23 protein-coding genes and 1 tRNA gene are annotated in these 26902 nt (G+C 43.4%); 18 read left to right on the forward strand and 6 right to left on the reverse strand.

What is annotated here, in order from left to right:
* Positions 1-40 precede the first annotated feature (40 nt).
* From C1G57_RS06825 to tpiA, 4 genes are all read left to right on the forward strand, one after another.
* Positions 41-1594, forward strand: coding sequence for a GBS Bsp-like repeat-containing protein (locus C1G57_RS06825; RefSeq protein ID WP_105114287.1), 1554 nt, complete (start codon positions 41-43; stop codon positions 1592-1594).
* Between the two features lie 220 nt (positions 1595-1814).
* On the forward strand, positions 1815-3011 hold the full coding sequence (gene tuf / locus C1G57_RS06830) for an elongation factor Tu (RefSeq protein WP_024531546.1): 1197 nt from the start codon (positions 1815-1817) through the stop codon (positions 3009-3011).
* Between the two features lie 320 nt (positions 3012-3331).
* Positions 3332-4429, forward strand: a complete 1098-nt coding sequence (ldcB, locus tag C1G57_RS11665) for an LD-carboxypeptidase LdcB/DacB (RefSeq protein ID WP_269088118.1) — start codon at positions 3332-3334, stop codon at positions 4427-4429.
* 127 nt (positions 4430-4556) lie between these two features.
* Complete coding sequence (gene tpiA / locus C1G57_RS06840; protein ID WP_004298713.1) at positions 4557-5309, forward strand: triose-phosphate isomerase; 753 nt, start codon at positions 4557-4559, stop codon at positions 5307-5309.
* A gap of 62 nt (positions 5310-5371) precedes the next feature.
* Here tpiA and yidA read toward each other — a convergent pair whose 3' ends face one another.
* Both yidA and C1G57_RS06850 read right to left on the reverse strand, forming a co-directional pair.
* Positions 5372-6181 (reverse strand): sugar-phosphatase, encoded by an 810-nt coding sequence (yidA, locus tag C1G57_RS06845; RefSeq protein ID WP_105114288.1) that lies wholly within the window; start codon positions 6179-6181, stop codon positions 5372-5374.
* Positions 6171-7484: an HD domain-containing protein gene (locus tag C1G57_RS06850; protein ID WP_105114289.1), complete on the reverse strand. Its 1314-nt coding sequence runs from the start codon at positions 7482-7484 to the stop codon at positions 6171-6173. Before C1G57_RS06850 ends, yidA begins: the two co-directional genes overlap by 11 nt.
* Positions 7485-7582: 98 nt before the next feature.
* Between C1G57_RS06850 and C1G57_RS06855 the strand changes: the two genes are divergently transcribed.
* From C1G57_RS06855 to C1G57_RS06865, 3 genes are all read left to right on the forward strand, one after another.
* A complete protein-coding gene (locus C1G57_RS06855; protein ID WP_105114290.1) occupies positions 7583-8473 on the forward strand; it encodes a sulfite exporter TauE/SafE family protein in 891 nt (296 codons plus the stop codon).
* An 8-nt stretch (positions 8474-8481) separates the two neighbouring features.
* Positions 8482-8868 (forward strand): DUF1934 domain-containing protein, encoded by a 387-nt coding sequence (locus C1G57_RS06860; protein ID WP_105114291.1) that lies wholly within the window; start codon positions 8482-8484, stop codon positions 8866-8868.
* Between the two features lie 213 nt (positions 8869-9081).
* A complete protein-coding gene (locus tag C1G57_RS06865) occupies positions 9082-11769 on the forward strand; it encodes a cation-translocating P-type ATPase (protein ID WP_105114292.1) in 2688 nt (895 codons plus the stop codon).
* Between the two features lie 126 nt (positions 11770-11895).
* Here C1G57_RS06865 and C1G57_RS11250 read toward each other — a convergent pair whose 3' ends face one another.
* A complete protein-coding gene (locus C1G57_RS11250; RefSeq protein WP_193434482.1) occupies positions 11896-12285 on the reverse strand; it encodes a hypothetical protein in 390 nt (129 codons plus the stop codon).
* 131 nt (positions 12286-12416) lie between these two features.
* On the opposite strand from C1G57_RS11250, the gene C1G57_RS06880 reads away from it, so the two are divergent.
* The 6 genes from C1G57_RS06880 (at position 12417) to ftsX (ending at position 17705) form a co-directional block, all read left to right on the forward strand.
* On the forward strand, positions 12417-12842 hold the full coding sequence (locus C1G57_RS06880; protein ID WP_238142251.1) for a TM2 domain-containing protein: 426 nt from the start codon (positions 12417-12419) through the stop codon (positions 12840-12842).
* 253 nt (positions 12843-13095) lie between these two features.
* Positions 13096-13584 (forward strand): VanZ family protein, encoded by a 489-nt coding sequence (locus C1G57_RS06885; RefSeq protein WP_105114293.1) that lies wholly within the window; start codon positions 13096-13098, stop codon positions 13582-13584.
* Positions 13585-13634: 50 nt separating this feature from the next.
* Positions 13635-14762: a tRNA epoxyqueuosine(34) reductase QueG gene (queG, locus tag C1G57_RS06890; protein WP_105114294.1), complete on the forward strand. Its 1128-nt coding sequence runs from the start codon at positions 13635-13637 to the stop codon at positions 14760-14762.
* Between the two features lie 34 nt (positions 14763-14796).
* Positions 14797-15892 (forward strand): peptide chain release factor 2 gene (gene prfB, locus C1G57_RS06895; RefSeq protein WP_105114295.1). Its coding sequence is split into 2 segments (ribosomal slippage): positions 14797-14868 and positions 14870-15892, totalling 1095 coding nucleotides; the frame shifts between segments, so codons are not numbered across the junction.
* Between the two features lie 198 nt (positions 15893-16090).
* Positions 16091-16783, forward strand: a complete 693-nt coding sequence (gene ftsE / locus C1G57_RS06900) for a cell division ATP-binding protein FtsE (RefSeq protein WP_105114296.1) — start codon at positions 16091-16093, stop codon at positions 16781-16783.
* Entirely contained in the window at positions 16776-17705 is a 930-nt protein-coding gene (gene ftsX / locus C1G57_RS06905) for a permease-like cell division protein FtsX (protein WP_161941122.1), read from the forward strand. Before ftsE ends, ftsX begins: the two co-directional genes overlap by 8 nt.
* 614 nt (positions 17706-18319) lie before the next feature.
* Here ftsX and C1G57_RS06910 read toward each other — a convergent pair.
* The 3 genes from C1G57_RS06910 to C1G57_RS06920 are packed head-to-tail and all read right to left on the reverse strand — an operon-like array spanning position 18320 to position 21086.
* A complete protein-coding gene (locus C1G57_RS06910; protein WP_105114298.1) occupies positions 18320-18472 on the reverse strand; it encodes a FeoB-associated Cys-rich membrane protein in 153 nt (50 codons plus the stop codon).
* Entirely contained in the window at positions 18472-20613 is a 2142-nt protein-coding gene (gene feoB / locus C1G57_RS06915) for a ferrous iron transport protein B (protein ID WP_161941123.1), read from the reverse strand. The genes C1G57_RS06910 and feoB overlap by 1 nt, the downstream gene beginning before the upstream one ends.
* Positions 20613-21086, reverse strand: coding sequence for a ferrous iron transport protein A (locus C1G57_RS06920; protein ID WP_105114300.1), 474 nt, complete (start codon positions 21084-21086; stop codon positions 20613-20615). Before C1G57_RS06920 ends, feoB begins: the two co-directional genes overlap by 1 nt.
* 131 nt (positions 21087-21217) lie before the next feature.
* Between C1G57_RS06920 and C1G57_RS06925 the strand changes: the two genes are divergently transcribed.
* The 5 genes from C1G57_RS06925 to C1G57_RS06950 all read left to right on the forward strand — a co-directional run bounded on the left by C1G57_RS06925 (position 21218) and on the right by C1G57_RS06950 (position 26744).
* Positions 21218-21290, forward strand: a tRNA-Thr gene (locus C1G57_RS06925).
* Between the two features lie 416 nt (positions 21291-21706).
* Entirely contained in the window at positions 21707-23434 is a 1728-nt protein-coding gene (locus C1G57_RS06935) for an ABC transporter ATP-binding protein (protein ID WP_105114302.1), read from the forward strand.
* Positions 23434-25173: an ABC transporter ATP-binding protein gene (locus tag C1G57_RS06940; RefSeq protein ID WP_105114303.1), complete on the forward strand. Its 1740-nt coding sequence runs from the start codon at positions 23434-23436 to the stop codon at positions 25171-25173. Before C1G57_RS06935 ends, C1G57_RS06940 begins: the two co-directional genes overlap by 1 nt.
* A 183-nt stretch (positions 25174-25356) precedes the next feature.
* A complete protein-coding gene (locus C1G57_RS06945) occupies positions 25357-26055 on the forward strand; it encodes an HAD family hydrolase (RefSeq protein WP_105114304.1) in 699 nt (232 codons plus the stop codon).
* Positions 26056-26168: 113 nt separating this feature from the next.
* Positions 26169-26744, forward strand: a complete 576-nt coding sequence (locus C1G57_RS06950) for a carboxymuconolactone decarboxylase family protein (protein WP_419579854.1) — start codon at positions 26169-26171, stop codon at positions 26742-26744.
* Positions 26745-26902: the final 158 nt, after the last annotated feature.

Raw genomic sequence — 26902 nt, forward strand, 5'->3', positions numbered from 1 at the left:
ATAGGAGTGAAAAGGATAACAGAAAGGTAGGATATGATTTATGCGCCGCACAAGATTTGGTCAAGAAAAACAAAGTTTCTCTATTCGGAAGTATTCCTTGGGTGCTGCTTCAGTACTGATAGGAACTAGTTTGGTCTTTGGGCTACAGGATGTAAAGGCTGATGAGCAGGTAGGGACAGCTGCATCAAGTAACCTATCGCTGGTACAAGTAGGAGAGAGTAACCAGGCTGTTCAGCTAAAGTCTGAACCAGCTCAGCTTGTAGATGAGACACAAAAGGTTGCTAGCCAGACAGAGGGACAGGCGTCTGGTGTGGAGAGCAGTCATACTCTGACTTCGGAAAGTCAAGTTTCTCCAGTAGCTTCAAGTCAAGAAAAGCCTAGCACTACTACCAGTCAGGAACCCTCCCCACAGGAAACTTCGGTAGTAGAGGCTACTCGAACTTTACCAGTAACAGTTACCAGTCCACCAGCACAGGCAAGTACTCCGACAGGTCAGTTGACAATCCAAAATCAGACAAGTACAGGTTTTGATATCGAGGTTTCTAATGTATCGGATAGCCAGGGAATCAAAGCGGTGAAAGTGCCGGTCTGGTCAGAACAGGAAGGTCAAAATGATATTGTTTGGTATGATGCCGTCCGCCAAGCCAACGGAAATTATAAGGTATCGGTTTCTCTAACTACGCATAAGAATGAACAAGGAGTCTATCACGCTCACCTTTACTATGTAGAAAACGATGGAAAGCTAGTTGGTGTAACCACAACTCAAACCAAAGCATCCGTTGCGGGTTCATCCCAAGCGACACAGGTAGAGAAATTAGCAGACCAAGGAACTTATCATTTTACCAAACAGGTTGCTGTAAAAAATGAAGCTAAGGAAGGTGCAATAACACAGTTCACATTTGAAAAGGGAGAGAAAGTCAATTACGATAAAAAAATAGAATCAGACGGTCATCAGTGGATTTCCTATTTGTCTTATAGTGGTGTTCGACGTTATGTCGATTTGGGAAAAGTTTCAAGTTCAGTTCAGTCTGTCGCTGGTCAGCCAGTAACAACACAAACAAGTACTCCGACAGGTCAATTGACAATCCAAAATCAGACAAGTACAGGTTTTGATATCGAGATTTCTAATGTATCGGATAGCCAGGGAATCAAAGCGGTGAAAGTGCCGGTCTGGTCAGAACAGGAAGGTCAAAATGATATTGTTTGGTATGATGCCGTCCGCCAAGCCAACGGAAATTATAAGGTATCGGTTTCTCTAACTACGCATAAGAATGAACAAGGAGTCTATCACGCTCACCTTTACTATGTAGAAAACGATGGAAAGCTAGTTGGTGTAACCACAACTCAAACCAAAGCATCCGTTGCGGGTTCATCCCAAGCGACACAGGTAGAGAAATTAGCAGACCAAGGAACTTATCATTTTACCAAACAGGTTGCTGTAAAAAATGAAGCTAAGGAAGGTGCAATAACGCAGTTCACATTTGAAAAGGGAGAGAAAGTCAATTACGATAAAAAAATAGAATCAGACGGTCATCAGTGGATTTCCTATTTGTCTTATAGTGGTGTTCGTCGTTACGTCAAAATTGATAACTAGAACCAGCTAGTTACTGATATAACTGACTCGTCAGCAGGACTTGCTGGCGAGTTATTGCTGGTCTGGGAAGCTAGAAAAAAGGACTTTCTGGCAATAAATAACAAAAAAGATAGAAAATGCTTGCATTTCTGCTACAATTTGATAGAATAGTAAGGTAAAGTTAGACCGTATTGCCTACTGTCTATCTATAAAATATATTTTATTGGAGGCTTTTACCAAAATGGCAAAAGAAAAATACGATCGTAGTAAACCACACGTTAACATTGGTACAATTGGACACGTTGACCACGGTAAAACTACTTTGACTGCAGCTATCACAACTGTATTGGCACGTCGCTTGCCTTCATCAGTTAACCAACCTAAAGACTATGCGTCTATCGATGCTGCTCCAGAAGAGCGCGAGCGCGGTATCACTATCAACACTGCACACGTTGAGTACGAAACTGAAAAACGCCACTACGCTCACATCGACGCTCCAGGACACGCGGACTACGTTAAAAACATGATCACTGGTGCCGCTCAGATGGACGGTGCTATCCTTGTAGTAGCTTCAACTGACGGTCCAATGCCACAAACTCGTGAGCACATCCTTCTTTCACGTCAGGTTGGTGTTAAACACCTTATCGTCTTCATGAACAAAGTTGACTTGGTTGACGACGAAGAATTGCTTGAGTTGGTTGAAATGGAAATCCGTGACCTTCTTTCAGAATACGATTTCCCAGGTGATGATCTTCCAGTTATCCAAGGTTCAGCTCTTAAAGCTCTTGAAGGTGATGCTAAGTACGAAGACATCGTTATGGAATTGATGAACACTGTTGATGAGTACATTCCAGAACCAGAACGCGACACTGACAAACCATTGTTGCTTCCAGTCGAGGACGTATTCTCAATCACTGGTCGTGGTACTGTAGCTTCAGGACGTATCGACCGTGGTACAGTTCGTGTCAACGACGAAATCGAAATCGTTGGTCTTCAAGAAGAAAAATCTAAAGCAGTTGTTACTGGTGTTGAAATGTTCCGTAAACAACTTGACGAAGGTCTTGCCGGCGATAACGTTGGTGTGCTTCTTCGTGGTGTTCAACGTGATGAAATCGAACGTGGTCAAGTTATCTCTAAACCAGGTTCAATCAACCCACACACTAAATTCAAAGGTGAAGTTTACATCCTTACTAAAGAAGAAGGTGGACGTCACACTCCATTCTTCGACAACTACCGTCCACAGTTCTACTTCCGTACAACTGACGTAACTGGTTCAATCAAATTGCCAGAAGGTACTGAAATGGTAATGCCTGGTGATAACGTTACTATCGACGTTGAATTGATCCACCCAATCGCCGTTGAACAAGGTACTACTTTCTCTATCCGTGAAGGTGGACGTACTGTTGGTTCAGGTATGGTTACAGAAATCGAAGCTTAATTCGATTGAGTTCCCAGAAATAACAATTATAGTCAGACAACTAAATTGTAACTCTCTACTCTCGGGTAGAGGGTTTTTTCTGTAACAAATACCGATACTATTTCTAGCTCCTATCTGTAATACCAGTATAGATCATTCGGTTTTATGTAGATTTTGAGTTCTTAATATACTTAAGAGAGTGCTTCTATGCGCAAGTCAATAAATGTAGATAGATTTATAAAAAATTAGTAGGAAAGGCTTTCGTTATAGATTACTATTTTTCGAAAACATTTCATGATCTATGAGAAGGTATGATACAATAAAGTGAAAGGAGAGATATTATGAGAAAAATACGTTTTTACTTTATGCTATTATTTAGTTTTTGCAGCCTTTCTCTATTTTCTTCCCATATGATCTTCGCTCTAGATAATCAGTCGGGAACAGCAGGAGAGAGTCATGCTATTTACAGATTATATAATTATGAAAATGGGGAACATCTTTATACAATCGATGCTAACGAAAAAGATGTACTGTATCAGCAACATCATTGGGGCTATGAGGGAGTAGCTTGGTATGCTCCTAGTTCGGGAAATGCTGTTTATCGCTTATATAATCATGGACTGCAAAATCATTTATATACAATGGATTTAAATGAGGTAAGGGTATTGACAACCTATCATGGGTGGCAGTTAGATAATGCTGGGAATCCAGTTTTTTATTCTGGGGGTAGCACACCGATTTATCGTGTTTATAATCCTGCATTACGTGGTTTACATCATTGGACTACTGATTTTAATGAGTATAGTATCTTGCCAAATCATGGTTGGAAACAAGAAGGTGAGGCATTTTTTGCCGAGAGTTTAGGGAATCCGATGCAGACCCAATATGTATCGAATGTCTTATATAATGGTTATTACTATTATGTAAGAGGTAAATATGGGTATGTTCCAATTGTCAACAAAAAATATCCTGTCAACAGTCAATATAGCCCGGGTGAAAACGCTGAGGCAAAGGCAGCTTTCCTAACTCTGACTAATCAAATGCGTCAGCTCGGATTTTCAATAAGTCATTCTTATAGTGGTTTTAGAAGTTATAGTCTACAGGATTCCCTATATAATAATTATGTTGCTCAGGAGGGACGATCGGCAGCGGATCGTTATTCTGCTCGTCCTGGCTATAGTGAGCATCAAACTGGTCTAGCTTTTGATATTTTGAATGGTCAAGGGGAACTTTTGCAGGGAGAAGCAGCTCAATGGTTAGCCAAACACGCTCATGAATATGGTTTTATCATAAGGTATCTTCCTGGAAAAGAAGCGATAACAGGTTATATGCATGAGGAGTGGCATGTTCGATATGTTGGTCAGGAAGCGGCTGATATTTATCATTCAGGTCTAACGCTTGAGGAATATTTTGAGATTGCAGGTGGAGATTATCAGTAAACAAGAGTAGAAGTCCGTAGTCTCAGGTTGCTAAATACGGGCTTGGGAATTCCATATTGTACTTTAATCTTTTTTAAAAATATGCTATAATAGGGACTGTAAAAAATTTTAAGAAGAGGTATGTGAAATGTCACGTAAACCAATCATTGCAGGAAACTGGAAAATGAACAAAAATCCTCAGGAAGCACAAGCTTTCGTTGAGGCTATTGCAGGAAAATTGCCTGCTGGCGACAAAATTGAAGCAGCTATCGCAGCACCAGCTGTAGATTTGAACGCTCTCTTGTGGTTTGCTAAAGATTCTGAATTGAAAGTTGCTGCTCAAAACTGCTACTTTGAAGATGCAGGTGCCTTCACTGGTGAAACATCTCCAAAAGTATTGGCTGAAATGGGCGTTAACTACGTTGTTATCGGTCACTCAGAGCGTCGTGATTACTTCCATGAAACTGACGAAGACATCAACAAAAAAGCACACGCTATCTTCCGCAACGGTTTGACTCCAATCATCTGCTGTGGTGAGTCACTTGAAACCTATGAAGCTGGTAAAGCAGTGGAATTCGTAGGTGCGCAAGTTTCTGCAGCTTTGAAAGACTTGACTGCTGAACAAGTAGCATCTCTTGTTATTGCTTATGAGCCAATCTGGGCAATCGGTACTGGTAAGTCAGCTACTAAAGATGATGCACAAAACATGTGTAAAGCAGTTCGTGACGTTGTTGCAGCTGACTTCGGTCAAGAAGTGGCTGACAAGGTTCGCGTTCAATACGGTGGTTCTGTAAACCCATCAAACGTTGCTGAATACATGGCTTGTCCAGACGTTGACGGTGCGCTTGTTGGTGGAGCTTCACTTGAAGCAGAAAGCTTCTTGGCTTTGTTGAACTTCTAATAAGAGCATAGAAAAAGACATCGGATGCAACAATCCGATGTCTTTTTTGTGACTGTAAGAGGTTATTTGAGTACCCATTCTATGAGAGCATGGGCGACTCCGCTCTCGTCATTGGATTTGGTAATGTATTTGGCAATTTTCTTGAGTTCTGGATTGCCATTTTCCATGACCACAGGGTTACCGACAACTTCAAGCATGGAACGGTCATTTTCTTGGTCACCGATAGCCATGGTTTGGTCCATGGTCAGCCCCAATTTTTCAGCTAATTGGATGATAGCCTGTCCCTTGTTAACTGTTTTAGGGGTGATTTCCAAATAAAATGGTGCAGATTTGGCAACATTGTATTTGTCAGTTAGGCTAGCAGGCAGTTGTGGGATGGCAGCGTCAAGAATGTCTGCCTCGTCTACCATCATGACCTTAATGATTTCCTTGTCAGCCATCTCCTCTGGAGTTCGGTAGAAGACAGGCGAGCTGACTAGCATGGATTCATAAATGGTATATTTCCCAATATTGCGGTTGGCAGTATACATGCCCTCTTTTGTACTGGCATGCATAGGAAGCTTGAGTTTGCGGGCAGCTAATTCGATGTCCAGATAATCGTCGTAGGACAAGGTATCTTTGACAATATCCTCACCAGTGGCAGCGTCTTGAACAAGACCACCGTTAAAGGTAATAACATAGTCGCCAACCTCATTTAGATGGAGTTCTTCCAAAATTGTACGAACACCAGAGATGGGGCGACCTGTGGCAATGACAATTTTCACACCTGCTTTTTTGGCATCCTGGATGGCTGAAAAGACCTCAGGTGTGATTTCGTGTTGGCTATTTAAGAGGGTACCATCGATGTCGATGGCGACGAGTTTAATTGACATGGTTTTCTCCAGTTGTAAATTGATCGTTGTGAATATGGCTGATAAAATCAGCAGTCTGTGGGCTGAAAATCCCAGTATCTTCCAGCATTTCTTTTGGGAAATAGAAGCGGCTATCACCATGGATGGTTCCAGAAAGAGAGTGGACAATAGGCGATAAGGTGGATAGTTCGACCTTGGTATCATCCTTGCGATAAATCTCAATCTGTGTCCGTTTCTTTTCAGAATGGGGACGGTAAATATCGTAAGGCAGGTCGAAATTATGATGGATAGCTGTATAGTATTCAGGGTCAAAGCCAACATCGGCAACCAAGCTACGAAGTTGATTGAGTTCTTCTTCGTTTTCTACCTTAAAGGTGATGGATTTGAAGACCTTTCGGTTGATGTAGCGCTGGGCCAGGTCGGATAAAATATGATCGGGACCATCAATCCAAGATTGGAAATAGGTATTCATCACTCCGTCATCCAGGGCTAGATAGTCAGACAAGCTGACACGGTGTTCAAAAAAGGGTAGGAGACGGGGAGAGGTTCGAGCAAAAAAGTCTTGCTCGCTCTTATAGAGTAATTTTGCCCGATTGAGCAAGTTCTGCAATAAAACTTCCATAGAACGACTGGCAGGATGGAAGTAGACCTGCATATACATTTGGTAACGGCTGAGGACATAGTCTTCCACAGCGTGCATACCAGATTCCTTGAAGGCAATACCGTTTTCTGTGGGACGGATAACACGCAAAATGCGGGTCAAGTCAAATTCGCCATAATTTGCTCCTGTAAAATAGGAATCTCTCAATAGGTAATCCATACGGTCAACGTCAATTTGACTGGAAATCAGTTGAACCACCTGTTTATTGGGATAGGTGTGGTTGATGACGGAGGCGATTTTATCAGGGAAATCAGGTGCAATCTGTTTCAATAGACTATTGACTTCCGTTTCAGGACTGGTAATAATGGCACAGGTCATTTCTTCGTGGTCGGTATCGAAGAGGCGCTCAAAGGTATGGGAATAGGCTCCGTGTCCAATATCATGTAAAAGAGCAGCAATCATGGTAATCAGACTTTCCGAGGGGTTCCAGACTTGTGGATATTTCTCTTCAAATTTTTCTGTAATCCTTCGAGCTATTTCATAGACACCAAGGCAGTGCGAAAAGCGGCTATGCTCGCCACCGTGGAAGGTATAGGAAGTGGTCCCTAGTTGCTTGATGCGGCGTAGTCGCTGGAATTCCTTTGTATTGATGAGTTTGTAAATCAATTCATGATCAACATGAACATAGTTATGGACAGGGTCACGAAAAACTTTTTCTATCATAGATTTATTATACCAAAAATTGTCAGAATTTCGGCTTTTTCACATAAAACAAGGATATTGCTATGTACCAAATACTATCTTTTGAGTATAATGGAGGAATGACAAATAAACTTATTTTACATGCTATCCAGTTTATCCTTGTGGGGATGATTGCCTGGATGCTTTACTTGATTGTTAGCTATGCTCGGAAAAATAAGATTTCTTTGAAAGACAGATTTTGGACGGGCTTTGCCATTGGTTATGTAACAGATTTGTTGGATACCTTGGGGATTGGTACCTTTGCAACAACGACAAGTTTGCTGAAGGCGACAAAATTGATAGAGGATGACCGACGGATTCCAGCAACTATGACGACGGCTCACATCATTCCCATCTTGTTGGAGGCCCTGCTCTTTATCACCATTGTAGAAGTAGAAATGACTACCTTGATTTCTCTGGCTATTGCTGCATTTACAGGTGCCTCAGTTGGTGCCCGTGTGACGCAACATTGGGATACCAAGAAAGTACAGCGGGTCTTGGGGATTTTGCTCATCATCGCAGCAGGGATTATGGTCTATCGGATGGTGACCAATCCTGGTGCTGATTTGGCCAATGATGTTCGTGGTCTGACAGGTTGGAAGCTGCTTGTTGGGATTGTATTTGACTTTTTTATCGGTATGCTTTTGAGTATGGGCTTGGGCAACTACGCACCAGAATTGATTTTCTTCTCCTTGATGGGCATTAGTCCAGCGGTGGCCCTTCCTGTCATGATGCTGAATGCAGCTATGATGTTGTCTGCTGGGGCCAAGCAATTTATCCAATCGGGCCGGGTCAATTGGCCAGGAGTTCCAGGAATTATTGTAGGAGGTGTTTTGGGTGTCTTGACAGCGGCCTTCTTCCTATCTAATTTGGACATCAATAATTTGAAAATCTTAGTTGTCTTTATCGCAGCCTTTACAGGTCTGACCCTGCTTCGTTCATCATTCATTACCAATATTAAAACGTCATAGGAGGTAACATGAACATTCGTCTACGGAATGAAATTGATTTAGATGGACAGTTGGAAGTGATAGACCAGACTTTTCCTGTAGAAGTGAAGGAAAAAGAAGGCAAAGTTTATCTCATTTATCAGAATGATGAGGCTGAAAAGGTTGTCATCAAGTGTGATGAAAACGAACTGGTTATGACACGTTTTTCCAATCCCAAGTCTATCATGCGATTTGTGAAGGAACAAGAAGCTATTGTAACCATTCCCACACCTATGGGGATCCAGCATTTTGTCACACAAACCAGCCTATATCAGATGAGTGCTGAACGGCAAGAACTAGCCCTCCATTATGACTTAAAGGGGCTTGAACATCAGCAGAAATTTGCTAGCTATAGGATGACGATTGCTTGGAAATGAAAAACGTTTTCATAGAAAATATTCTTTGAAATTCCCTAGAAATTTGTTATAATAGTTAGCAAATCGAGGGAGTAGCTAACGGAATTTTCCGTGGTAGTGTCGTCATTCCGAAAATCGTTTCCGGCACTATCTTAAATAGCGAGACTTGTTTTAATAAAACAGGTCTCTTTTTTATTTGACAAGATAGAAAAGGGGCCGAAAAGGAGAAGGAAATTGTCAAAAGAACAAAAACGCGATTTGTTTTATACACAAAGCGAAGAGCAAGTATTGTCAAGCATGGAGTCTTCTTTAGATGGTTTGTCAAGCAGCGAAGCTAGCAAACGTCTAGCGGACTATGGTCGTAATGAATTGGATGAGGGTGAGAAGCGTACACTCTTGGCAAAATTCTTGGATCAGTTTAAGGACTTGATGATCATCATCTTGATTGCAGCAGCACTCTTGACGGTAATTACAGAAGGTTCGCACGGTCTGACGGATGCTATCATCATCTTAGCGGTGGTTATCCTTAACGCTGCCTTTGGTGTTTACCAAGAAGGTCAAGCAGAAGCAGCCATTGAAGCTCTTAAGAACATGTCGAGCCCTGTCGCACGTGCCCTTCGTGATAGTCACGTTGTTGAGGTTGATTCGAAAGACTTGGTTCCAGGTGATATCGTCTTGCTTGAGGCAGGTGACGTTGTTCCAGCGGATATGCGCTTGCTAGAAGCCAACTCCCTCAAAATCGAAGAAGCTGCCCTTACTGGTGAGTCAGTTCCAGTTGACAAGGATCTTTCTAAGATTCTTGAAGCGGATGCACCAATCGGTGACCGCGTCAACATGGCCTACCAAAACTCTAACGTTACCTACGGACGTGGTCTTGGTGTAGTTACCAACACTGGTATGTACACTGAGGTGGGGCATATCGCAGGCATGCTTGCCAATGCAGATGAAACAGATACTCCATTGAAACAGAACTTGCACCAGTTGTCTAAAGTTTTGACCTATGCAGTATTGGTCATCGCTGTGATTACAATGGCTGTATCAGTCTTCGTACGTGGAGAAGGAATCTTGCCTGCTCTTATGACTTCTGTAGCACTTGCGGTTGCTGCCATTCCAGAAGGTTTGCCAGCTATCGTTACTGTTGTTCTTTCACTTGGTACTCAAGTATTGGCTAAGCGTAACTCCATCATCCGTAAGTTACCAGCCGTAGAAACACTTGGTTCAACTGAAATTATCGCATCAGATAAGACTGGTACTTTGACCATGAACCAGATGACGGTTGAGAAAGTCTATACAAACGGTCAATTAGTGGATGCTAAAGAAGCTTTGGATGCAAGCAATAAAACGCTTCGTGTTATGAACTTTGCCAACGATACAAAAGTTGACCCAACAGGTAAATTGATTGGCGACCCAACTGAAACGGCACTTGTTCAATTTGGTTTGGATCAAAACTTTGATGTTCGTGAAGTCTTGGTTTCTGAGCCTCGTGTAGCAGAATTGCCATTTGACTCAACACGTAAATTGATGTCAACTGTTCACCAACAAGCTGCTGGAAACTTCTTCGTAGCTGTTAAGGGTGCTCCAGACCAGTTGCTCAAACGTGTAACGCAAATTGAAGAAAATGGCTCAATCCGTCCGATTACAGATGCGGATAAGCAAGCTATCCTTGCAACCAACAAGGAATTGGCTAAACAAGCCCTCCGTGTCTTGATGATGGCTTACAAGTATGTGGATGCTATTCCTGAATTGGAATCTGAAGTCCTTGAAAATGACCTAGTCTTCTCAGGCTTGGTTGGTATGATTGACCCTGAGCGTCCTGAAGCAGCTGAAGCTGTTCGTGTTGCTAAGGAAGCGGGTATCCGTCCAATCATGATTACAGGTGACCACCAGGATACAGCTGAGGCGATTGCAAAGCGTCTTGGTATCATTGATCCAAACGATACAGAAGACCATGTATTTACAGGTGCCGAGCTCAATGAATTGACAGATGAAGAATTCCAAAAAGTCTTCAAGCAATATTCTGTATATGCTCGTGTATCTCCAGAACACAAGGTTCGTATCGTTAAGGCTTGGCAAAATGATGGTAAGGTTGTTGCCATGACGGGTGACGGTGTTAACGATGCACCATCATTGAAGACTGCCGACATCGGTATCGGTATGGGTATCACAGGTACGGAAGTTTCGAAAGGTGCCTCTGATATGGTCCTTGCAGATGACAACTTTGCGACTATTATCGTGGCGGTTGAAGAAGGGCGTAAAGTCTTCTCAAACATCCAAAAAACGATCCAATATCTCTTGTCAGCTAACACTGCTGAGGTATTGTGTATCTTCCTTGCTACCCTCTTTGGTTGGGACGTATTGGAGCCAGTTCATCTTCTTTGGATTAACTTGGTAACAGATACACTGCCAGCGATTGCCCTTGGTGTTGAACCTGCTGAGCCAGGTGTCATGAAACACAAACCTCGTGGACGTAACTCAAGCTTCTTCTCAGGTGGTGTATTGAGTTCTATCGTTTACCAAGGTATCCTTCAAACCGCTCTTGTTTTGGGTGTTTATGGCTTTGCCCTTCTTTATCCAGAGCATGCAGGTGATGAACACGCTATCCACGCAGACGCTTTGACCATGGCTTACTTGACGCTTGGTTTGATCCAGTTGGTGCATGCCTTCAACGTTAAGTCTGTATACCAATCTATCTTTACCGTTGGTCCATTTAAGAATAAACTCTTTAACTGGTCTATCGTAGCTGCCTTCTTGCTCTTGATGGCAACCTTGGTAATCCCAGGCTTCAATACCTTCTTCAAGGTTTCAATCTTGACTCCAACTCAATGGTTGGTTGCGATTATTGGTTCAGGTCTCATGGTTGTCGTTGTTGAAATTGTTAAATTTGTTCAACGTAAGATGGGATTGGATGAAAAAGCTATCTAAATATAGTTATTCAGCTTATCTTTTATTACTTCGTTAACTCGCCTTGCCGTACTTCAGTACAGCCTGCGCCTCGTTGCCTTGTACTAAAAGCAAACTGAAGACTATATCATTTGAAAAAGCTCAGATTTATTGGTCTGAGCTTTTTTCTGTACTGATAAGGTATTTTGGGAAGATTGCTTGTCCCAACAAAGTGATGGCTAGTGCTAGTATGAAGAGGATGGTTTTGACAAGAGTTGGTAAGTTAAACAGTAAGGCGATTGGTAGGATAGCCAAGCTGAAGTAGTAGAGAATGAAGTATTTGCTGTTTTCTACTATTTGGACCCTATCGCCCTCCTTAACTTGAATGGCTGACTTTTTATCTCCTCGTACACTGATTGTAGCTGTTGGATGTTGAAGGGGTAGGCTGAGAATTTTTCCTTGGGTAAGGGTTCCAGCGATCCTTCCATCCATTAGAATGGGAAGTTTGTTAGTAGTAGCTTGTTTGGGATTTTTTGGATAAGAAATCGTTACACGCATAGGACACCTCTTTTCAGTTTCTATGTTTATTGTAGCAAAATGACGGTTTCTTGTAAACGATTTCTAAGCTGAAAAATTGGTCGGTGCTTGCCTGTTCACCAAGAAACTGCTATAATTTTTTAAGAGGTGAGATGGATATGAATTATCTGCAAAATTATGTATTTAGTAAGAGTAGTTATTTACCCTCTGACAAGTTGATTCTTCTTCAGAAAGAATTAGAGGATTTAGACGAGGGAGCTTTGAACGCACTGATGATGGTTGAGTTGCGCCAACCCCTAATAGCCCTTATCTTAGCCATCTTTTTTGGAGAGTTCGGTGTTGACCGTTTCTATATAGGGGACAAACGTTTGGGTTCGGTTAAGTTGATTATCTTTGGAGTAGCCTTTATTACCCTTTTTATTCTGGTGGGGATACTCTTGTTTATGGGTTTGTATCTATGGAAATTCATTGACTGCTTTTTGATTATGAAGGCTTGTAAGGAAGCGAATTACCAACGGCTTATGGCTCAGATTCAGCAATTCAAAGCCTTTCAGTATGGCAATCGAACATTTTCTTAATAGAATGAGGAAGGAGGTTTGTTAGACCTTCTTTTTCTATCCTTTCTTGAAGAGCTACAGACAAGGAACTGAGGTGCAGGTTGCCATAGTAACTTGTCCTTTTCTTAATTGAAACCACCATAATTCAAATGACTATATTTGGGGCTGGCTTGTAAAGTGCCTGTAACATGGTGTGGGCTTTGTCATAAAAGTGTTATTTTTTAAGCTAGCTTTTATGGTATAATGGTAAAATATGCTGGAGAGGAGGTTTTTTATGCAGACTAGAAAAATCAGTATGTTTTTATTCCTAACCTACCTCCTTTTACTGACCTGGATGATTGTCTTTAAGATGGACTTGTCCATCCTAGCTGGTCGTTACTCTGCTGCTCAGATAAATCTGATACCACTGGCTGGAACAGCTGTCTATGATGGAGTATTAAATTTTCCAGAAATTCTCTTTAACGTTGTCAGTTTTATTCCCTTTGGCATTTATATGGAAATCCTATTTCGTAAGGCTTCTTGGACAGTAAATTTACTTGTTATTCTACTTGTTAGTTTGGCCTTTGAAGTTGTACAGTATATTCTGTTGCTGGGGATTGCAGATATAACGGATTTGCTGGCAAATGGTTTGGGCGGTGCCATCGGTATCAATATCATGTATGTATTGACGAGCATTTGGCATGAGAAAACTTACGCCCGCATGAATGTCTTTTCTTTGGTTCTTACGATTTTTGTTATATTAACAACTTATTTTCTTGTGTAATCCTTGCCAAAGATGAGAATGTTTTGATAAAATGAAGAAAATGAATATCAATGAATATTAAAGAAGAGATTATTAAACTATCTCAGGAAATAGGGATTTCCAAGATTGGCTTTACCACGGCGGATGATTTCGATTACTTGGAGAAATCCCTTCGGGCTAGTCAGGAAGAGGGGCGTTCGTCAGGCTTCGAACACAAGAATATTGAAGAACGCATTCGCCCCAAATTGTCCTTGGCATCTGCAAAGACCATTATTTCCATAGCAGTAGCCTATCCTCGCCACCTGCCCACCAAACCGCAGAAGACCCAATTCAAACGTGGAAAAATTACACCTAGCTCTTGGGGGTTAGACTACCACTATATCTTGCAAGATAAGATGGAGCGTTTGGCACGGGGGATTGAAAAGCTGACGGATGGCTTGGAATATAAGGCCATGGTGGACACAGGCGCCTTGGTGGATACTGCTGTTGCCAGAAGAGCTGGAATTGGCTTTATCGGTAAGAATGGCCTGGTCATTTCTAAGGAATTTGGTTCCTATATGTTTTTGGGCGAGTTGGTGACCAACCTTGAGATTGAGCCTGATCAGCCAGTGGACTACGACTGTGGCGATTGCAATCGTTGTGTTGCGGCCTGCCCAACCTCCTGTTTATTAGGGGACACGACCATGAATGCCCGTCGTTGTCTATCCTTTCAGACACAGGACAAGGGCATGATGGACTTGGAATTCCGCAAGAAAATCAAGACGGTTATTTACGGTTGTGATATTTGTCAGATTTGTTGTCCTTATAACAAGGGGATTTCCAGTCCTCCTGTGGTAGACATTGATCCAGATTTGGCTGAGCCTGAGCTAATTCCCTTTTTGGACTTGTCTAATGGCCAGTTCAAGGAAAAATTTGGCATGATTGCAGGTTCTTGGCGGGGGAAAAATATTCTTCAACGCAATGCCATCATTGCCTTAGCCAATAGCAATGATCGCTCTGCCATTCCCAAACTCCTAGAAATCATCGATAAGAAGCAAAATCCCATCCATATGGCGACAGCTATATGGGCTCTGGGACAGTTGGTCAAACAACCCAATGAGGAGATGGTAGACTTTATAGCGGGAATTCAATCGGATAATGAGGATGTTTTAGCGGAGCAAGCTGCCTTTCTCAACATGGTCAAGGACTTGCAAATGTGATATAATAAAGAGATGAATAAAAAATGAGGTGCATATGGATACAGCAGAAATTCGCCAAAAGATTGAAGAACTTGGCAAAAAATTAACTTCTTTTAGGGGGTCTCTTTGACTTAGAAGGTCTGGAAGAAGAGATTGCCATTCTTGAGAACAAGATGACGGAGCCAGATTTTTGGAATGATAATTTGGCAGCCCAGAAGACGTCTCAGGAGTTGAATGAATTAAAAAATACCTATGGAAATTTCCATCAGATGTTGGATTTATTTGATGAGTCCGAAATTTTGCTAGATTTTCTAGCAGAAGATGAGTCTGTTCGGGATGAATTGGTTGAGAAGTTGGCAGAATTGGACAAAGCCATGACTGCTTATGAGATGACCCTGCTCTTGTCAGAGCCTTATGACCACAATAATGCCATCTTGGAAATCCATCCAGGTTCGGGTGGTACAGAGGCTCAGGACTGGGGAGAAATGCTTCTACGGATGTATCAGCGTTTTGGAAATGCCAAAGGATTTGCGGTAGAAACCTTGGACTATCAGGCTGGGGATGAGGCTGGAATTAAGTCTGTAACCCTTAGCTTCACAGGTCCAAATGCCTATGGTTTGCTCAAGTCAGAAATGGGTGTTCACCGGTTGGTACGTATCTCACCATTTGACTCTGCAAAACGTCGCCATACTTCCTTTACATCTGTAGAGGTCATGCCTGAATTGGATGACACCATTGAAATTGAAATCCGAGATGATGAGGTGAAAATGGATACCTTCCGCTCAGGTGGTGCCGGTGGTCAGAACGTCAACAAGGTATCGACTGGTGTTCGTTTGACCCACATTCCAACAGGTATTGTCACCCAGTCAACTGTTGACCGAACCCAGTATGGCAACCGAGATCGTGCCATGAAACTCTTGCAGGCTAAATTATATCAATTAGAGCAGGAGAAGAAGGCGGCAGAAGTGGACTCACTCAAGGGAGATAAGAAAGAGATTACTTGGGGAAGCCAGATTCGTTCTTACGTCTTTACGCCTTATACCATGGTCAAAGACCACCGTACTGGTCACGAGGTGGCCCAAGTCGACAAGGTAATGGATGGAGATTTGGACGGCTTTATCGATGCCTATCTAAAATGGAGAATTAGCTAAGAACCGATATGTACAAATGAAGTACTGGTATATAAGAGATAGTTTTTCGTTCATCAAGGAAGTTTTTTGAGAGAATACTGACTGTATTATGAAAAAAACGAAGGATGAGTAGTTGAAAACTAGCCTTAGATGCAAGTGTTGAACTGTGAATACAGGTTCTCAAATCTAAAGAAAGGACTGTCTGAGACAGAAAATCCTATGAGAATTATTGAAATGAAGAACGTTTCCAAGAAATATGGAAACGGAACGACGGCCCTTCGAGGAGTATCCGTCAATGTTGAGGCTGGAGAATTTGCCTATATTGTTGGCCCTTCAGGTGCGGGTAAGTCAACCTTTATCAAACTTTTGTATCGCGAAGAAAAGCTTGATAAGGGGAGTTTGACAGTTGGAAAGTTTGACCTGGCTAAGATTAAGAAAAGGGATGTTCCTCTCTTGCGTCGTAGTGTAGGTGTGGTCTTCCAGGACTACAAACTTCTTCCTAAAAAGACTGTGTTTGAAAATATTGCTTATGCTATGGAAGTTATTGGTGAGAAACCGCGCAATATTAAAAAACGTGTGATGGAAGTCTTGGACTTGGTTGGTCTCAAGCATAAAATCCGTTCCTTCCCAAATGAACTTTCGGGTGGTGAGCAGCAGCGTATCGCCATTGCCCGTGCGATTGTCAACAATCCGAAAGTATTGATTGCCGATGAGCCGACTGGTAACTTGGATCCTGAAAACTCTTGGGAAATCATGAACCTCTTGGAGCGGATCAACTTGCAGGGGACAACTGTTCTGATGGCCACCCACAATAGTCAGATTGTAAATACCCTCCGCCACCGCGTTATCGCGATCGAAGACGGTCGAGTGGTACGGGACGAAGAACAAGGAGAGTATGGATACGATGATTAGACGATTTTTTAGACACTTTATTGAGTCACTCAAGAGTTTGAAGCGTAATGGCTGGATGACGGTTGCAGCTATTTCCTCAGTCACTATTACACTGGCCATGGTTGGTTTGTTTGCTTCAGTTATTCTAAATACGGCTAAACTGGCTTCTGATTTGGAGCACAATGTCCGCATCAATGTCTATTTGCGGGCTAACTCAACAGATCAGGCTGAAACCATTGTCAATGAGGCTGGTGAAACGGTAGCTAACCCTGATTTCCAAAAGGTTTACAATCAAATCACAGCTTTGCCGAATGTTCAAACAGTAACCTATTCAAGTAAAGATGAACAGTTGAAAAAGCTGACGGATACCTTGGGTGAAACCTGGAATTTGTTCCAAGGAGATGCCAACCCGCTTTATGATGCCTATATTATTGATACGACCGATCCCCAGTATGTAAAATCGGTTGCGGCAGAAGTTGCAAAAATTGATGGGGTGACAGAGGTCCGTGATGGTGAGGTGGAGACCGAGCGTATTTTCAAATTGGCTTCAATGGTTCGTACATGGGGTCTTGCGGCGACAGGCTTGCTCTTGTTCACAGCCATCTTCTTGATTTCCAACACCATTCGGATTACCATTATTTCTCGTAGTCGTGAAATTCAGATTATGCGTTTGGTGGGTGCCAAGAACAGTTATATCCGTGGTCCTTTCCTCTGGGAAGGCGCCTGGGTGGGTCTACTTGGTGCGATTTTACCATCTGCCTTGGTTTATTTCCTCTATCAGATGTTTTACAATTCAGTCAATGCCAGTCTTGCCAGCCAAGACCTGTCCTTGATTAGCATGGATATTTTCATTCCAAGTATGGTTGGTTCCCTATTTGTAATTGGTATCCTCATCGGTTCGCTTGGTTCCGTTATTTCCATGAACCGTTACTTGAAAATTTAATGACAATAAAGGTCCGCACTTTTGCCAGTGTCGGACCTTTTGTATTATAGTCACTTGAAGAGCTTTGATATAGTCTTTTAGTTTACTTTTAGTACTAGGCAACGAGTCGCAGGCATAACTGGAGTTAGGCAAGGCGAGTTAACGAAGTAATAAAAGAAAAACTAAATGACGATACATCGTCACTTTCGCCTTGCCGTACTCTACGAAAGTGGGAGTGAGAAAGAACTCTATTTTTCAAAAATGAGTTCGTCAACAAGTCTTTATTTCTAGTTGTTGAGCTGAAACAGTCTATTCCCAGACTGTTTCACTCCCACCCCCGCATAGCTCAAACTGTCTGGGAGACAGTTTGAGGTTGGAGATAAAGCGAACTTTGTTCGCAACAGTCGTAATGGTCAGATTTGGAGTGTAAAACACGAACTGTTGTGATTTGCTTTGCAAATCTTATCTCCAACCTTTAACAGTCCACTGGACTGTTAAACCAAATCAACCACTGCGCTGAGATGTTGACACGAACTATGAGAAGCGAGGCTGGACTTTTTGCCCAGCCTCTTATTTCCAACCTAGAACAGCCTGCACCTCAGTTTCTTGTCTGAAAGCTCTTCATTCGACTATAGTTAGGAGTGAGAATGCTGTGAAGAGTCTCCCATTTCTTGCTTAATGGCGCAGTCACAAGAACATTCTCCACAGGAACTTTTTCCCTTGAGCAGACTGCGAATGGCTAGAATGAATAAGACTGTAATGATGAGAAAGAGGATGAGGGTTGGCATCAGTATTCTCCTTTTTCTAATTTTTTCAGGGTCACGATTGGTAAAAGATGGGCTGTTTTTTTTAGTAGACTGTAGATTGCTGCCAGCAACAAGAGAATGGCAATAAGTGTCCAGGCACTTGGACCTTGACCATAGAACAGTACAAGTCCCAGTTGGTAGATGACCAAGCTTGTTGCGTAGGCCAAGCCTGTCTGGAAGCCGATGGCAATCCAGGTCCATTTGGCTTCTCCCATTTCACGATGGATGGCCCCGATAGCTGCGAAACAGGGGGCACAGAGGAGGTTGAAGACCAAGAAGGAATAGGCAGACAAGGCTGTGTAGTCTTCTTGTAGAAGTCCCCAGAGTTGTGGGTTTTCCTCGGTAGTTTCGCCAAGGCGGTAGAGAATACCAAAGGTGGCAATAACGGTTTCCTTGGCAAGAAGTCCTGTAATGGCTGCAACCGTTGCCCGCCAATTTCCAAAACCAAGTGGCTGGAAGAGGAGGGAGAAACTGCGCCCCATAGCAGCCAGGATACTCTCTTCTGTATCCACCAGCTGCAAGCTCCAATCGTAAGAGCTAGCGAACCAGATGACGATATTGGTCACGAAAATGATGGTTCCAGCCCGTTTAATAAAGCTTAAAGCCTTGTCAAAGGCGTAGCGGAGAACTGTTTTGAGTTCTGGTAGATGATAGGAAGGCAATTCCATGATAAAGGGGCTTGCCACACCACCCAGTTGCTTGGTCTTTTTGAGGGCCATACCAGATAGGACAATGGCTCCCATTCCCACAAAATAGGCACTGGGTGCTATCCAGGGATTATCTGGAAAGAAGGCACCAGCCACTAAGGAAATAATGGGCAGTTTAGCGGAACAGGGCATAAACGTGGCTGTCATGATGGTAATTTTTCGATCCTGTTCATTTTCAATGGTGCGACTAGCCATGACACCTGGAACACCACAGCCCGTGGAAATCAGCATGGGAATGAAGGACTTGCCTGACAAACCAAAGCGTCTAAAAATCCTGTCCATGACAAAGGCGATGCGGCTCATATAGCCAATATCTTCTAACATTCCCAGACAGAAAAAGAGGACAAAAATTTGTGGAACAAAGCCGAGAATGGCTCCGCAGCCAGCTACAATTCCATCCAGAACCAGTGATTGAAGCCAATGGTCAATGCCAAAAACATCCAGATAGTGTTGGATATAATTAGGCACTAGCTCACCAAACAATACCTCATTAACCCAGTCTGTTCCCATGGTTCCGACGGTTTGGATAGACAGGAAGTAGGTCAGCCACATGACCGCTGCAAAGATAGGCAGGGCTAGAAAGCGGTTGGTGACCACCTGGTCGATTTTGTCAGACAGGTTAAAGCTGTTTTTGCTTTCCTTGGTAACCAGCTCTGCAATCTTCTCAATCAACTGGTAGCGTTGGTTGACAATAATGGCTTCTATGTCGTCTGCGTAGATTTTTTCCAAAATCGCTATAATGTCAGCTAGGTCTTCTTCCTGCTGAGGTGAAAGGGCTAGTTGTTCGAGGATAATTTGGTCTTGCTCCAGGGCCTTAATGGCATAAAAACGGTGTTGATAGCTGGGAATGGTGGCGGGAAGGAGTTCAAAAACCTGAGCCAGAGCTGCCTCGAATTGCTTGTCATATTGGGGAAAGATGGGCTCGGTTTGACGAGTAACCAGTTGTTCAGCCTGATGAATGAGCTGGGGAATGCCTAGTTTTTTCAAGGCACTGATGGGCTGGACAGGCACACCAAGCTGGTAGGCTAGTTGGTCACTGTTAACCGTTTTTCCTTGACCTTTTAAGGCATCCGTCATATTGAGGGCAACAAGGGTAGGCAACCCCATTTCTAGTAACTGCAAGGTCAGATAGAGGTTGCGTTCTAAGTTTGTCGCATCGACAACATTAAGGATGGCAGTAGGCTGGTCGGTCATCAAATAATCTCTGGCCACAGATTCCTCTGCGGTGTAGGGAGAGAGGGAGTAGATACCTGGCAAATCTTGCAGCAGTAGCTGTTTTCTATTTTTGATCAGGCCTGATTTTTTCTCAACGGTCACTCCTGGCCAGTTTCCGACACGTTGGTTGGTGCCTGTCAGGAGATTGAAAAGGGTGGTTTTTCCACTGTTGGGATTGCCGACAAGGGCGATTTGCTTCATCATTTTCCATCCTCCGTCAGACATTGGACCTGAATCATCTGTGCCTCTGATTTGCGTAGGGTCAACTCATAGCCACGCAGGGTGATTTCGAGGGGATCGCCGAGGGGGGCGACTTTTTTGAGAAATAGCTGCGTGTTCTTGGTCAGTCCCATGTCCATCAAGCGACGGCGAAGGGCACCTGTTGCACAGATGTCTAGGACCTTAGCAGAGCTTCCAATGGCTAATTGATCTAAGCAGAGGGCTTCTTGCTCATCTGATTTCTCCGTCAGTACTAAACTTTCAATAACTGTCTGGTCCAAGGCCAAACGACTGGCCTTAATCTGAATAATGGCATTTGTCTTGGTCTTAGAAATCAGGCGGATATCCTGACCCGTTTTCAAGCCCAGATGGGCCAAATGCCGCCGAATATCTTCAGGAGCCAGACAAGCTGTTATGGTGTAGGTCTGGCCAATTTGTAGGTCTTGAAGTTGCATAAGCTATCCTTTGTGAATTTTATAACAATAGTATAACATAAAATTTTAAAACTGTCAGATAATTCTAGGAAAAATACTTTTTAAAATAAGTGTTGACAAATAGATAAAATATGGTAAACTAATAAAGTACTGCTGGTTTAGCTCAGTCGGTAGAGCGCATCCATGGTAAGGATGAGGTCGCCGGTTCAATCCCGGCAACTAGCATTGAATACTATTGAAAGACCTTGTTAGCAAAGGTTTTTTCTTATGTCTGTCCCAAATCTGCCCTGAATGTCAAAAAAATCTTGACTTGTCAGTTTATTATGTTAGAATAGGGCTTAGAACAAAGAAAGGAGTAAAACAAATGAACACACAACTTGTCCTTCAGCAAGCTATTTTTTATCATACACTCCTTTCTAAGCAGGAAAATAGGGCTCATTGATAGACTTTTGAAGTTTTTCGTGGGCCATACTCTGGAATAGTGGGAAAGTCAACCATGTCTTATCATGGTTAGGTGGGCTTTGTCATGGCTATTCGGGAGTTGGTCTATTTTTGTGGACTGAGCTATGCCTAGGTGGAGTGATAGACACCTGGGCTTTTTTGTGCTTAGAAAGGGATAAGTATAAACAAAAAGGAGATATATGTTTCGATTGATTTTTGACTATGTCAAGCAACACAAGTGGCTCTACTTAGTGGTTGTTGTGACCTTGATTATTTATGATGTCACCCTCTTGATACCGACGCAGATTATTCAGAGGATGGTGGATACGCTAACCAAGAATGGACTGACTGAGCAGGTTTTGCTTCAAGAAATAGGCCTCTTGCTCTTAGTAACCTTTCTCAACTATGGGATGGGCTTTATTTGGCATTTGAAACTTTTTCAGGCTTCTGTCAATTTCAAATTTGATATGCAACAGCGGGCCTTTAAAAAGATGGTCACCATGCGGACGCCCTTTTATGAAAAATTTCGGTCTGGCGATGTGATGACCCGTTTTTCGACGGATGTCGATGGTCTGATGGAGATGGTTGGCTACGGACTGATGATTGTGGTCTATGCAGGAGGCATGTTAGCCTTTATCATTCCGACCATGTTTTTCATTGACTGGTGGATTTCATTTTTGGCTATTCTGCCCATGATATTCATGGCGGTTGCTATCTTTTTCATTGGCCGTAAGCAGGACTTAGCGATTGATGCCAACCGTGAGGCTGTTGCCCAGCTGAATAATGAAGTCTTGGAAGTAGTAGAAGGCATTCGTGTCACCCGTGCCTACAGCAAAAAATCGGCTCAAAAAGCTCAATTTCAAGCCCGTACCAAAGCCTTGGCTGAGGGTGGGAACAGGATTACCTCCTTGCAGTCCATCTACAACCCCTTGGCAACCATTTGTTTAGGTCTTTCAACTATACTGGTACTGGTCTTGGGGGCAGGGGCAGTTCAGTCTGATCAACTCAGCTTGGGTCAGGTCATTGCTCTCCAGCTCTATGTTAGTTCCCTTCTCGAACCTTTCTGGACCCTGGCGGATTTCATCTTGGTCTATCAGACAGGTAAAACTTCCTTTGAGAAGTTGCAGGAGCTGATTGAAACGGGCGATGACTTGGAGGAGGACGGCTCGGTGGAAATAGCAGAGCTGGATAGTATTTCTTTCAAGAATTACAGCTTTAGCTATCCTCAGTCGGACCGTCCAAGTTTGCAGGAGATTAACTGGACCTTGAAAGCAGGTCAGACAGTCGGAATCGTTGGTAAGACGGGATCAGGGAAGACCAGCCTGGTTCGACAATTTTTAAGACAGTACCCTGTGGGACAGGGAGCATTTGAGGTCAATCAACAGTCTGTCCTCAACTTCAAACGCTCAAGCCTGGAGCAAAAAATTGGTTATGTCCCACAAGAGCACATTCTCTTTTCAAAATCAGTTGGGGAAAATATTGCCTTTGGTAAGCATGATAGCAGTGTAGAAGAAATTGAGGCAGCCATCGCAACAGCAGCCTTTACCAAGGACTTGGAGCGGATGAGTGATGGCTTAGACACCATGATTGGTGAGCGGGGGGTGTCTATTTCTGGCGGGCAGAAGCAACGGATTTCCATTGCGCGTGCCTTCCTGCGAGAGCCAGACCTGCTCATCCTAGATGATTCTCTGTCGGCAGTCGATGCTCGGACAGAACGTCAGATTATCCAAAATATTCAAAAAGAGCGTGCAGGTAAGACCAATGTTATCGTGACCCATCGCCTATCTGCTGTCAACCATGCAGACTGGGTGCTGGTTTTAGACGAAGGACGGATTGTTGAAGAAGGACGACCTGCTGATTTACTAGCCCAAGAAGGCTGGTACTATGAACAATATCAACGGCAACAAAGCCAGGAAGGAGGAGAGTAATGAGAGTTTTAGGATTTTTATTGAAGCAAATCGGTCGTGTGAAATGGCTCTTTGCACTTGCTGTGGTCTGCTATTTGGCTGCTTCCAGTCTTTTGCGCTTTTCTCCCCTCCTTATAAAAGAGGCTATTGATGGCCCTATTCGGGCTTTGAGCGAGGGGAAGGCATTCCAAGAAGCGCAGTTTCTCCAGATGGCTGCCCAGTATATAGCCATGGTTGGTCTGGGTGCCATTGGGATTTACCTGTCCATGCGGCTCATGATGTACTGTGCCAATAGGATTGCGGAGAACTTGCGCAACCAGGCTTACGATGTCATGCAAGGCTTGCCTATTTCCTATTTTGATGACAAGCCGGCTGGTAAGATTGCGACCCGTATTGTCAATGATACCGAAACCTTGCGCAATCAGTTTTACGGGACCCTGGTCAATGTTTTCAATAGCTTTGTTCGCTTGCTTTTTACCTATGGTATTGTTTTTTACCTCAATGCTAGTCTGGGCTTTGCCCTCTTGTTGCTAATTCCTATTTTTATCGGTATTCAATATATCTATAAGAAATTGACGGATAAACCCATGAAGGACTTTTATGATGCTCGTAGTGAGGTCAATACCCAGGTCAATGAAACCATGAACGGAGCTAGTCTCATCCAGCTCTACGGTCAAGAGGAGAACATGTTGGCGGAGTTTGAAGCTTCTGCTGATAAAATGCGACGGGCGGATAATCAGATTATCTGGGCTCAATCCAGTGCGACTTGGACCTTGACAGAGTTTCTGAAATTCTTGGTTTTGACAGGGATTTTGACGATTGTTGGCTATCAATTTTTACAAGGTCAATCCAGTCTGTCACCAGGGAAATTATTTGCTTATATTGACTATATTGAGGGGATTTTTGTTTCTCTGGGAGCCTTGGTCAAGCAGTTTCCAAATGTCCTGCGTTCCATCGAAACGGGCAAGCGTTTGATGGGCTTATTGGGAGAAGAGTTGGAAGAGGATGCAGAGGCAGCATTGTCCCTTCAAGATGGACGGGTTATCTTTGACCATGTAGGCTTTGGCTATGAAGAAGGGAAGCCTGTCTTGAAGGATATTTCCATCCAGGCTGAGAAGGGGGAAACGGTAGCCCTGGTTGGTCATACGGGTTCAGGAAAATCATCCATTATGAACCTCCTTTATCGCTTCTATGATCCTCAGGAGGGCAGGGTTCTGCTGGATGGGAAAAATATCTGTGATTATTCTCGTGAGAGCCTGCGCAGTCACATGGGCATTGTTCTGCAAGATCCCTATCTCTTTACGGGGACTATTGCTAGTAATGTGGCTATGAATATGGAAAAGATGGATCGAGAAGCTGTGCTGGATGCCTTGGAAAAGGTCGGTGCAGGTCCCATGTTGGCTCGTTTGGAAAAGGGGATTGATGAGCCTGTTGTAGAAAAAGGCTCTAGCTTCTCCAGTGGGGAACGCCAGTTGATTGCCTTTGCCCGCACTCTGTACTCCAATCCGAAAATTTTGATTTTAGATGAAGCAACTTCTCACATTGACACGGAAACGGAAGAAATCATCCAACACGCTATGGAAGTGGTCAAGGAGGGGCGTACCACCTTTATCATCGCCCACCGCCTGTCCACCATTCAAAATGCAGACCAGATTTTAGTCCTGGACCAAGGTCGCATTATCGAGCGGGGTAGACATGAGGACTTGCTTGCCTTGGGTGGTGTCTATGCTCAGATGCATGAGATACAGGCCAGGGTTTAGAAGATGGTAACAATCGTGTAATGGAGAGAGCGTCTGACAAGATATATATTCTAGGTAAAAACAGAACTGATGCATGAGCAAATTTCTATCTCAATGGCTGGATGATGTTCATAGCTAAGATGGAAGATGAAATCAAAGCAGAAAATCTAGTCAAGGGGCTAGGTTTTTTGTTATAATCAAAGCATGAAAGCAATAATTTTTGATTTAGATGACACCTTGTATGACCAAATCCAGCCTTTTAAAAAGGCAATCGACCGACACTTACAGGTGGCTGATGAGGTGGTTGGACCTCTTTATCTAGCCTTTCGCCACCATGCCGATCAGGTCTTTGAAGCGGCAGCGACGGGCAAGATGAGTTTGAAGGACAGCCATATCTATCGGATGAAGGCTGCTCTGGCGGATGTTGGTGTTCAGGTATCGGATGCCCTGGCCTTGACCATTCAGATTGACTATGATTATTTCCAAGGACAGTTGGAGCTGAGTCCCATCTTTCCAGAAATCTTTGCCCATTGCAAAGAAAAGGGACTTGCGCTTGGAATCATTACCAACGGGCCCTATCGTCATCAATTACGGAAGATTCGTACTCTGGGTCTGCTGGACTGGTTTGACCAGGACTTGATTTTGATTTCAGGTCAGCTTGGGGTGGCCAAGCCTAATCCAAGGATTTTTCAGGTTATGGAACAGCGTTTGGGACTTTCCTCCGATGAGATTTGCTATGTGGGCGATTCTTTTGAGAATGATGTCATAGGGGCCAAGGCTTGTGGTTGGCAGGCTGTTTGGTTTAATCATCGCTTGCGTCCAGCCCCTGAAACAAGTGTTAGACCTGATAGGATGGTGGACAGGTGGGAGGATTTAGCAGAGGCAATCATCCATATGGCTTAGCCATTATTTATGGGTGTGATAGATAAAATATATTAGTGGGCTCTCTCATTTTATGATAGGATAATACCATAGCATAGGGGTCTTTTTAAGACCTGTCTATGAAATATCATGAAATGGAGTATCCTATGACACAAGTATTTTTCCCTATTCATACCTTGGACACGGTTAGACCTGATTTGAGAGAAAATCTGGAAACGGTCAAGAAAAATAACGGTGGCTACATTCCCAACCTGATTGGTCTTCTAGCCAATTCTCCAACCGCCTTGGAAACCTATCAGACAGTCGGTGGTATCAATCGCCGCAACAGCCTGACACCTACTGAGCGAGAAGTGGTGCAGATTACAGCAGCAGTTGCCAATGGCTGTGGTTTCTGTGTCGCAGGTCATACCGCCATCTCCATCAAGCAGGTCAAGATGCCAGATGAGATTTTGCAGGCCCTCCGTCAGGGAACACCGATTGAGGCGGATGCAAAATTAGATAGCCTAGCCCGTTTTACGCTGGCAGTTATTCATGAAAAAGGCAAGGTCGGCGACCAGTTGTTGGAAGAATTTTTCCAAGCTGGCTATACAGCAGAAAACGCCCTAGATGTCGTCTTGGGAGTTAGTCTTGCGACCCTCTGTAATTATGCCAACAACCTAATCAACACCCCGATTAATCCTGAATTGCAGCCCTATGCTTTGGAGGATTGAGTAAATATAGAGAGAACCAGTCGGAATAGCCGGCTGGTTTTTCAGTTTTATGTGACTTTTAGTCCGTCACGCTCCGTAAGGTGCGTGACAAATAAACCACCCGCTATGCGGGTGCGCGACGAAGGTTATACCAAAAAAACTCCAAACGCGATACAATA

It is taken from the genome of Streptococcus suis (assembly GCF_002960425.1).
Taxonomy (GTDB): Bacteria; Bacillota; Bacilli; order Lactobacillales; family Streptococcaceae; genus Streptococcus; species Streptococcus suis_S.

What these genes read in the sequence shown, in the direction of transcription:
- C1G57_RS06825 (WP_105114287.1), top strand. Translation starts at nt 41, where the DNA reads ATGCGCCGCACAAGATTTGGTCAAGAAAAACAAAGTTTCTCTATTCGG.
- C1G57_RS06910 (WP_105114298.1), bottom strand. Translation starts at nt 18,472, where the DNA reads ATGCCAACCCTCATCCTCTTTCTCATCATTACAGTCTTATTCATTCTA.
- C1G57_RS06850 (WP_105114289.1), bottom strand. Translation starts at nt 7,484, where the DNA reads ATGATAGAAAAAGTTTTTCGTGACCCTGTCCATAACTATGTTCATGTT.
- ldcB (WP_269088118.1), top strand. Translation starts at nt 3,332, where the DNA reads ATGAGAAAAATACGTTTTTACTTTATGCTATTATTTAGTTTTTGCAGC.
- C1G57_RS06945 (WP_105114304.1), top strand. Translation starts at nt 25,357, where the DNA reads ATGAAAGCAATAATTTTTGATTTAGATGACACCTTGTATGACCAAATC.
- C1G57_RS06885 (WP_105114293.1), top strand. Translation starts at nt 13,096, where the DNA reads ATGCAGACTAGAAAAATCAGTATGTTTTTATTCCTAACCTACCTCCTT.
- C1G57_RS06950 (WP_419579854.1), top strand. Translation starts at nt 26,169, where the DNA reads ATGGAGTATCCTATGACACAAGTATTTTTCCCTATTCATACCTTGGAC.
- C1G57_RS11250 (WP_193434482.1), bottom strand. Translation starts at nt 12,285, where the DNA reads ATGCGTGTAACGATTTCTTATCCAAAAAATCCCAAACAAGCTACTACT.
- tpiA (WP_004298713.1), top strand. Translation starts at nt 4,557, where the DNA reads ATGTCACGTAAACCAATCATTGCAGGAAACTGGAAAATGAACAAAAAT.
- C1G57_RS06935 (WP_105114302.1), top strand. Translation starts at nt 21,707, where the DNA reads ATGTTTCGATTGATTTTTGACTATGTCAAGCAACACAAGTGGCTCTAC.
- yidA (WP_105114288.1), bottom strand. Translation starts at nt 6,181, where the DNA reads ATGTCAATTAAACTCGTCGCCATCGACATCGATGGTACCCTCTTAAAT.
- feoB (WP_161941123.1), bottom strand. Translation starts at nt 20,613, where the DNA reads ATGAAGCAAATCGCCCTTGTCGGCAATCCCAACAGTGGAAAAACCACC.
- C1G57_RS06860 (WP_105114291.1), top strand. Translation starts at nt 8,482, where the DNA reads ATGAACATTCGTCTACGGAATGAAATTGATTTAGATGGACAGTTGGAA.
- C1G57_RS06920 (WP_105114300.1), bottom strand. Translation starts at nt 21,086, where the DNA reads ATGCAACTTCAAGACCTACAAATTGGCCAGACCTACACCATAACAGCT.
- C1G57_RS06855 (WP_105114290.1), top strand. Translation starts at nt 7,583, where the DNA reads ATGACAAATAAACTTATTTTACATGCTATCCAGTTTATCCTTGTGGGG.
- ftsE (WP_105114296.1), top strand. Translation starts at nt 16,091, where the DNA reads ATGAGAATTATTGAAATGAAGAACGTTTCCAAGAAATATGGAAACGGA.
- C1G57_RS06940 (WP_105114303.1), top strand. Translation starts at nt 23,434, where the DNA reads ATGAGAGTTTTAGGATTTTTATTGAAGCAAATCGGTCGTGTGAAATGG.
- tuf (WP_024531546.1), top strand. Translation starts at nt 1,815, where the DNA reads ATGGCAAAAGAAAAATACGATCGTAGTAAACCACACGTTAACATTGGT.
- queG (WP_105114294.1), top strand. Translation starts at nt 13,635, where the DNA reads ATGAATATTAAAGAAGAGATTATTAAACTATCTCAGGAAATAGGGATT.
- C1G57_RS06880 (WP_238142251.1), top strand. Translation starts at nt 12,417, where the DNA reads ATGGATATGAATTATCTGCAAAATTATGTATTTAGTAAGAGTAGTTAT.
- ftsX (WP_161941122.1), top strand. Translation starts at nt 16,776, where the DNA reads ATGATTAGACGATTTTTTAGACACTTTATTGAGTCACTCAAGAGTTTG.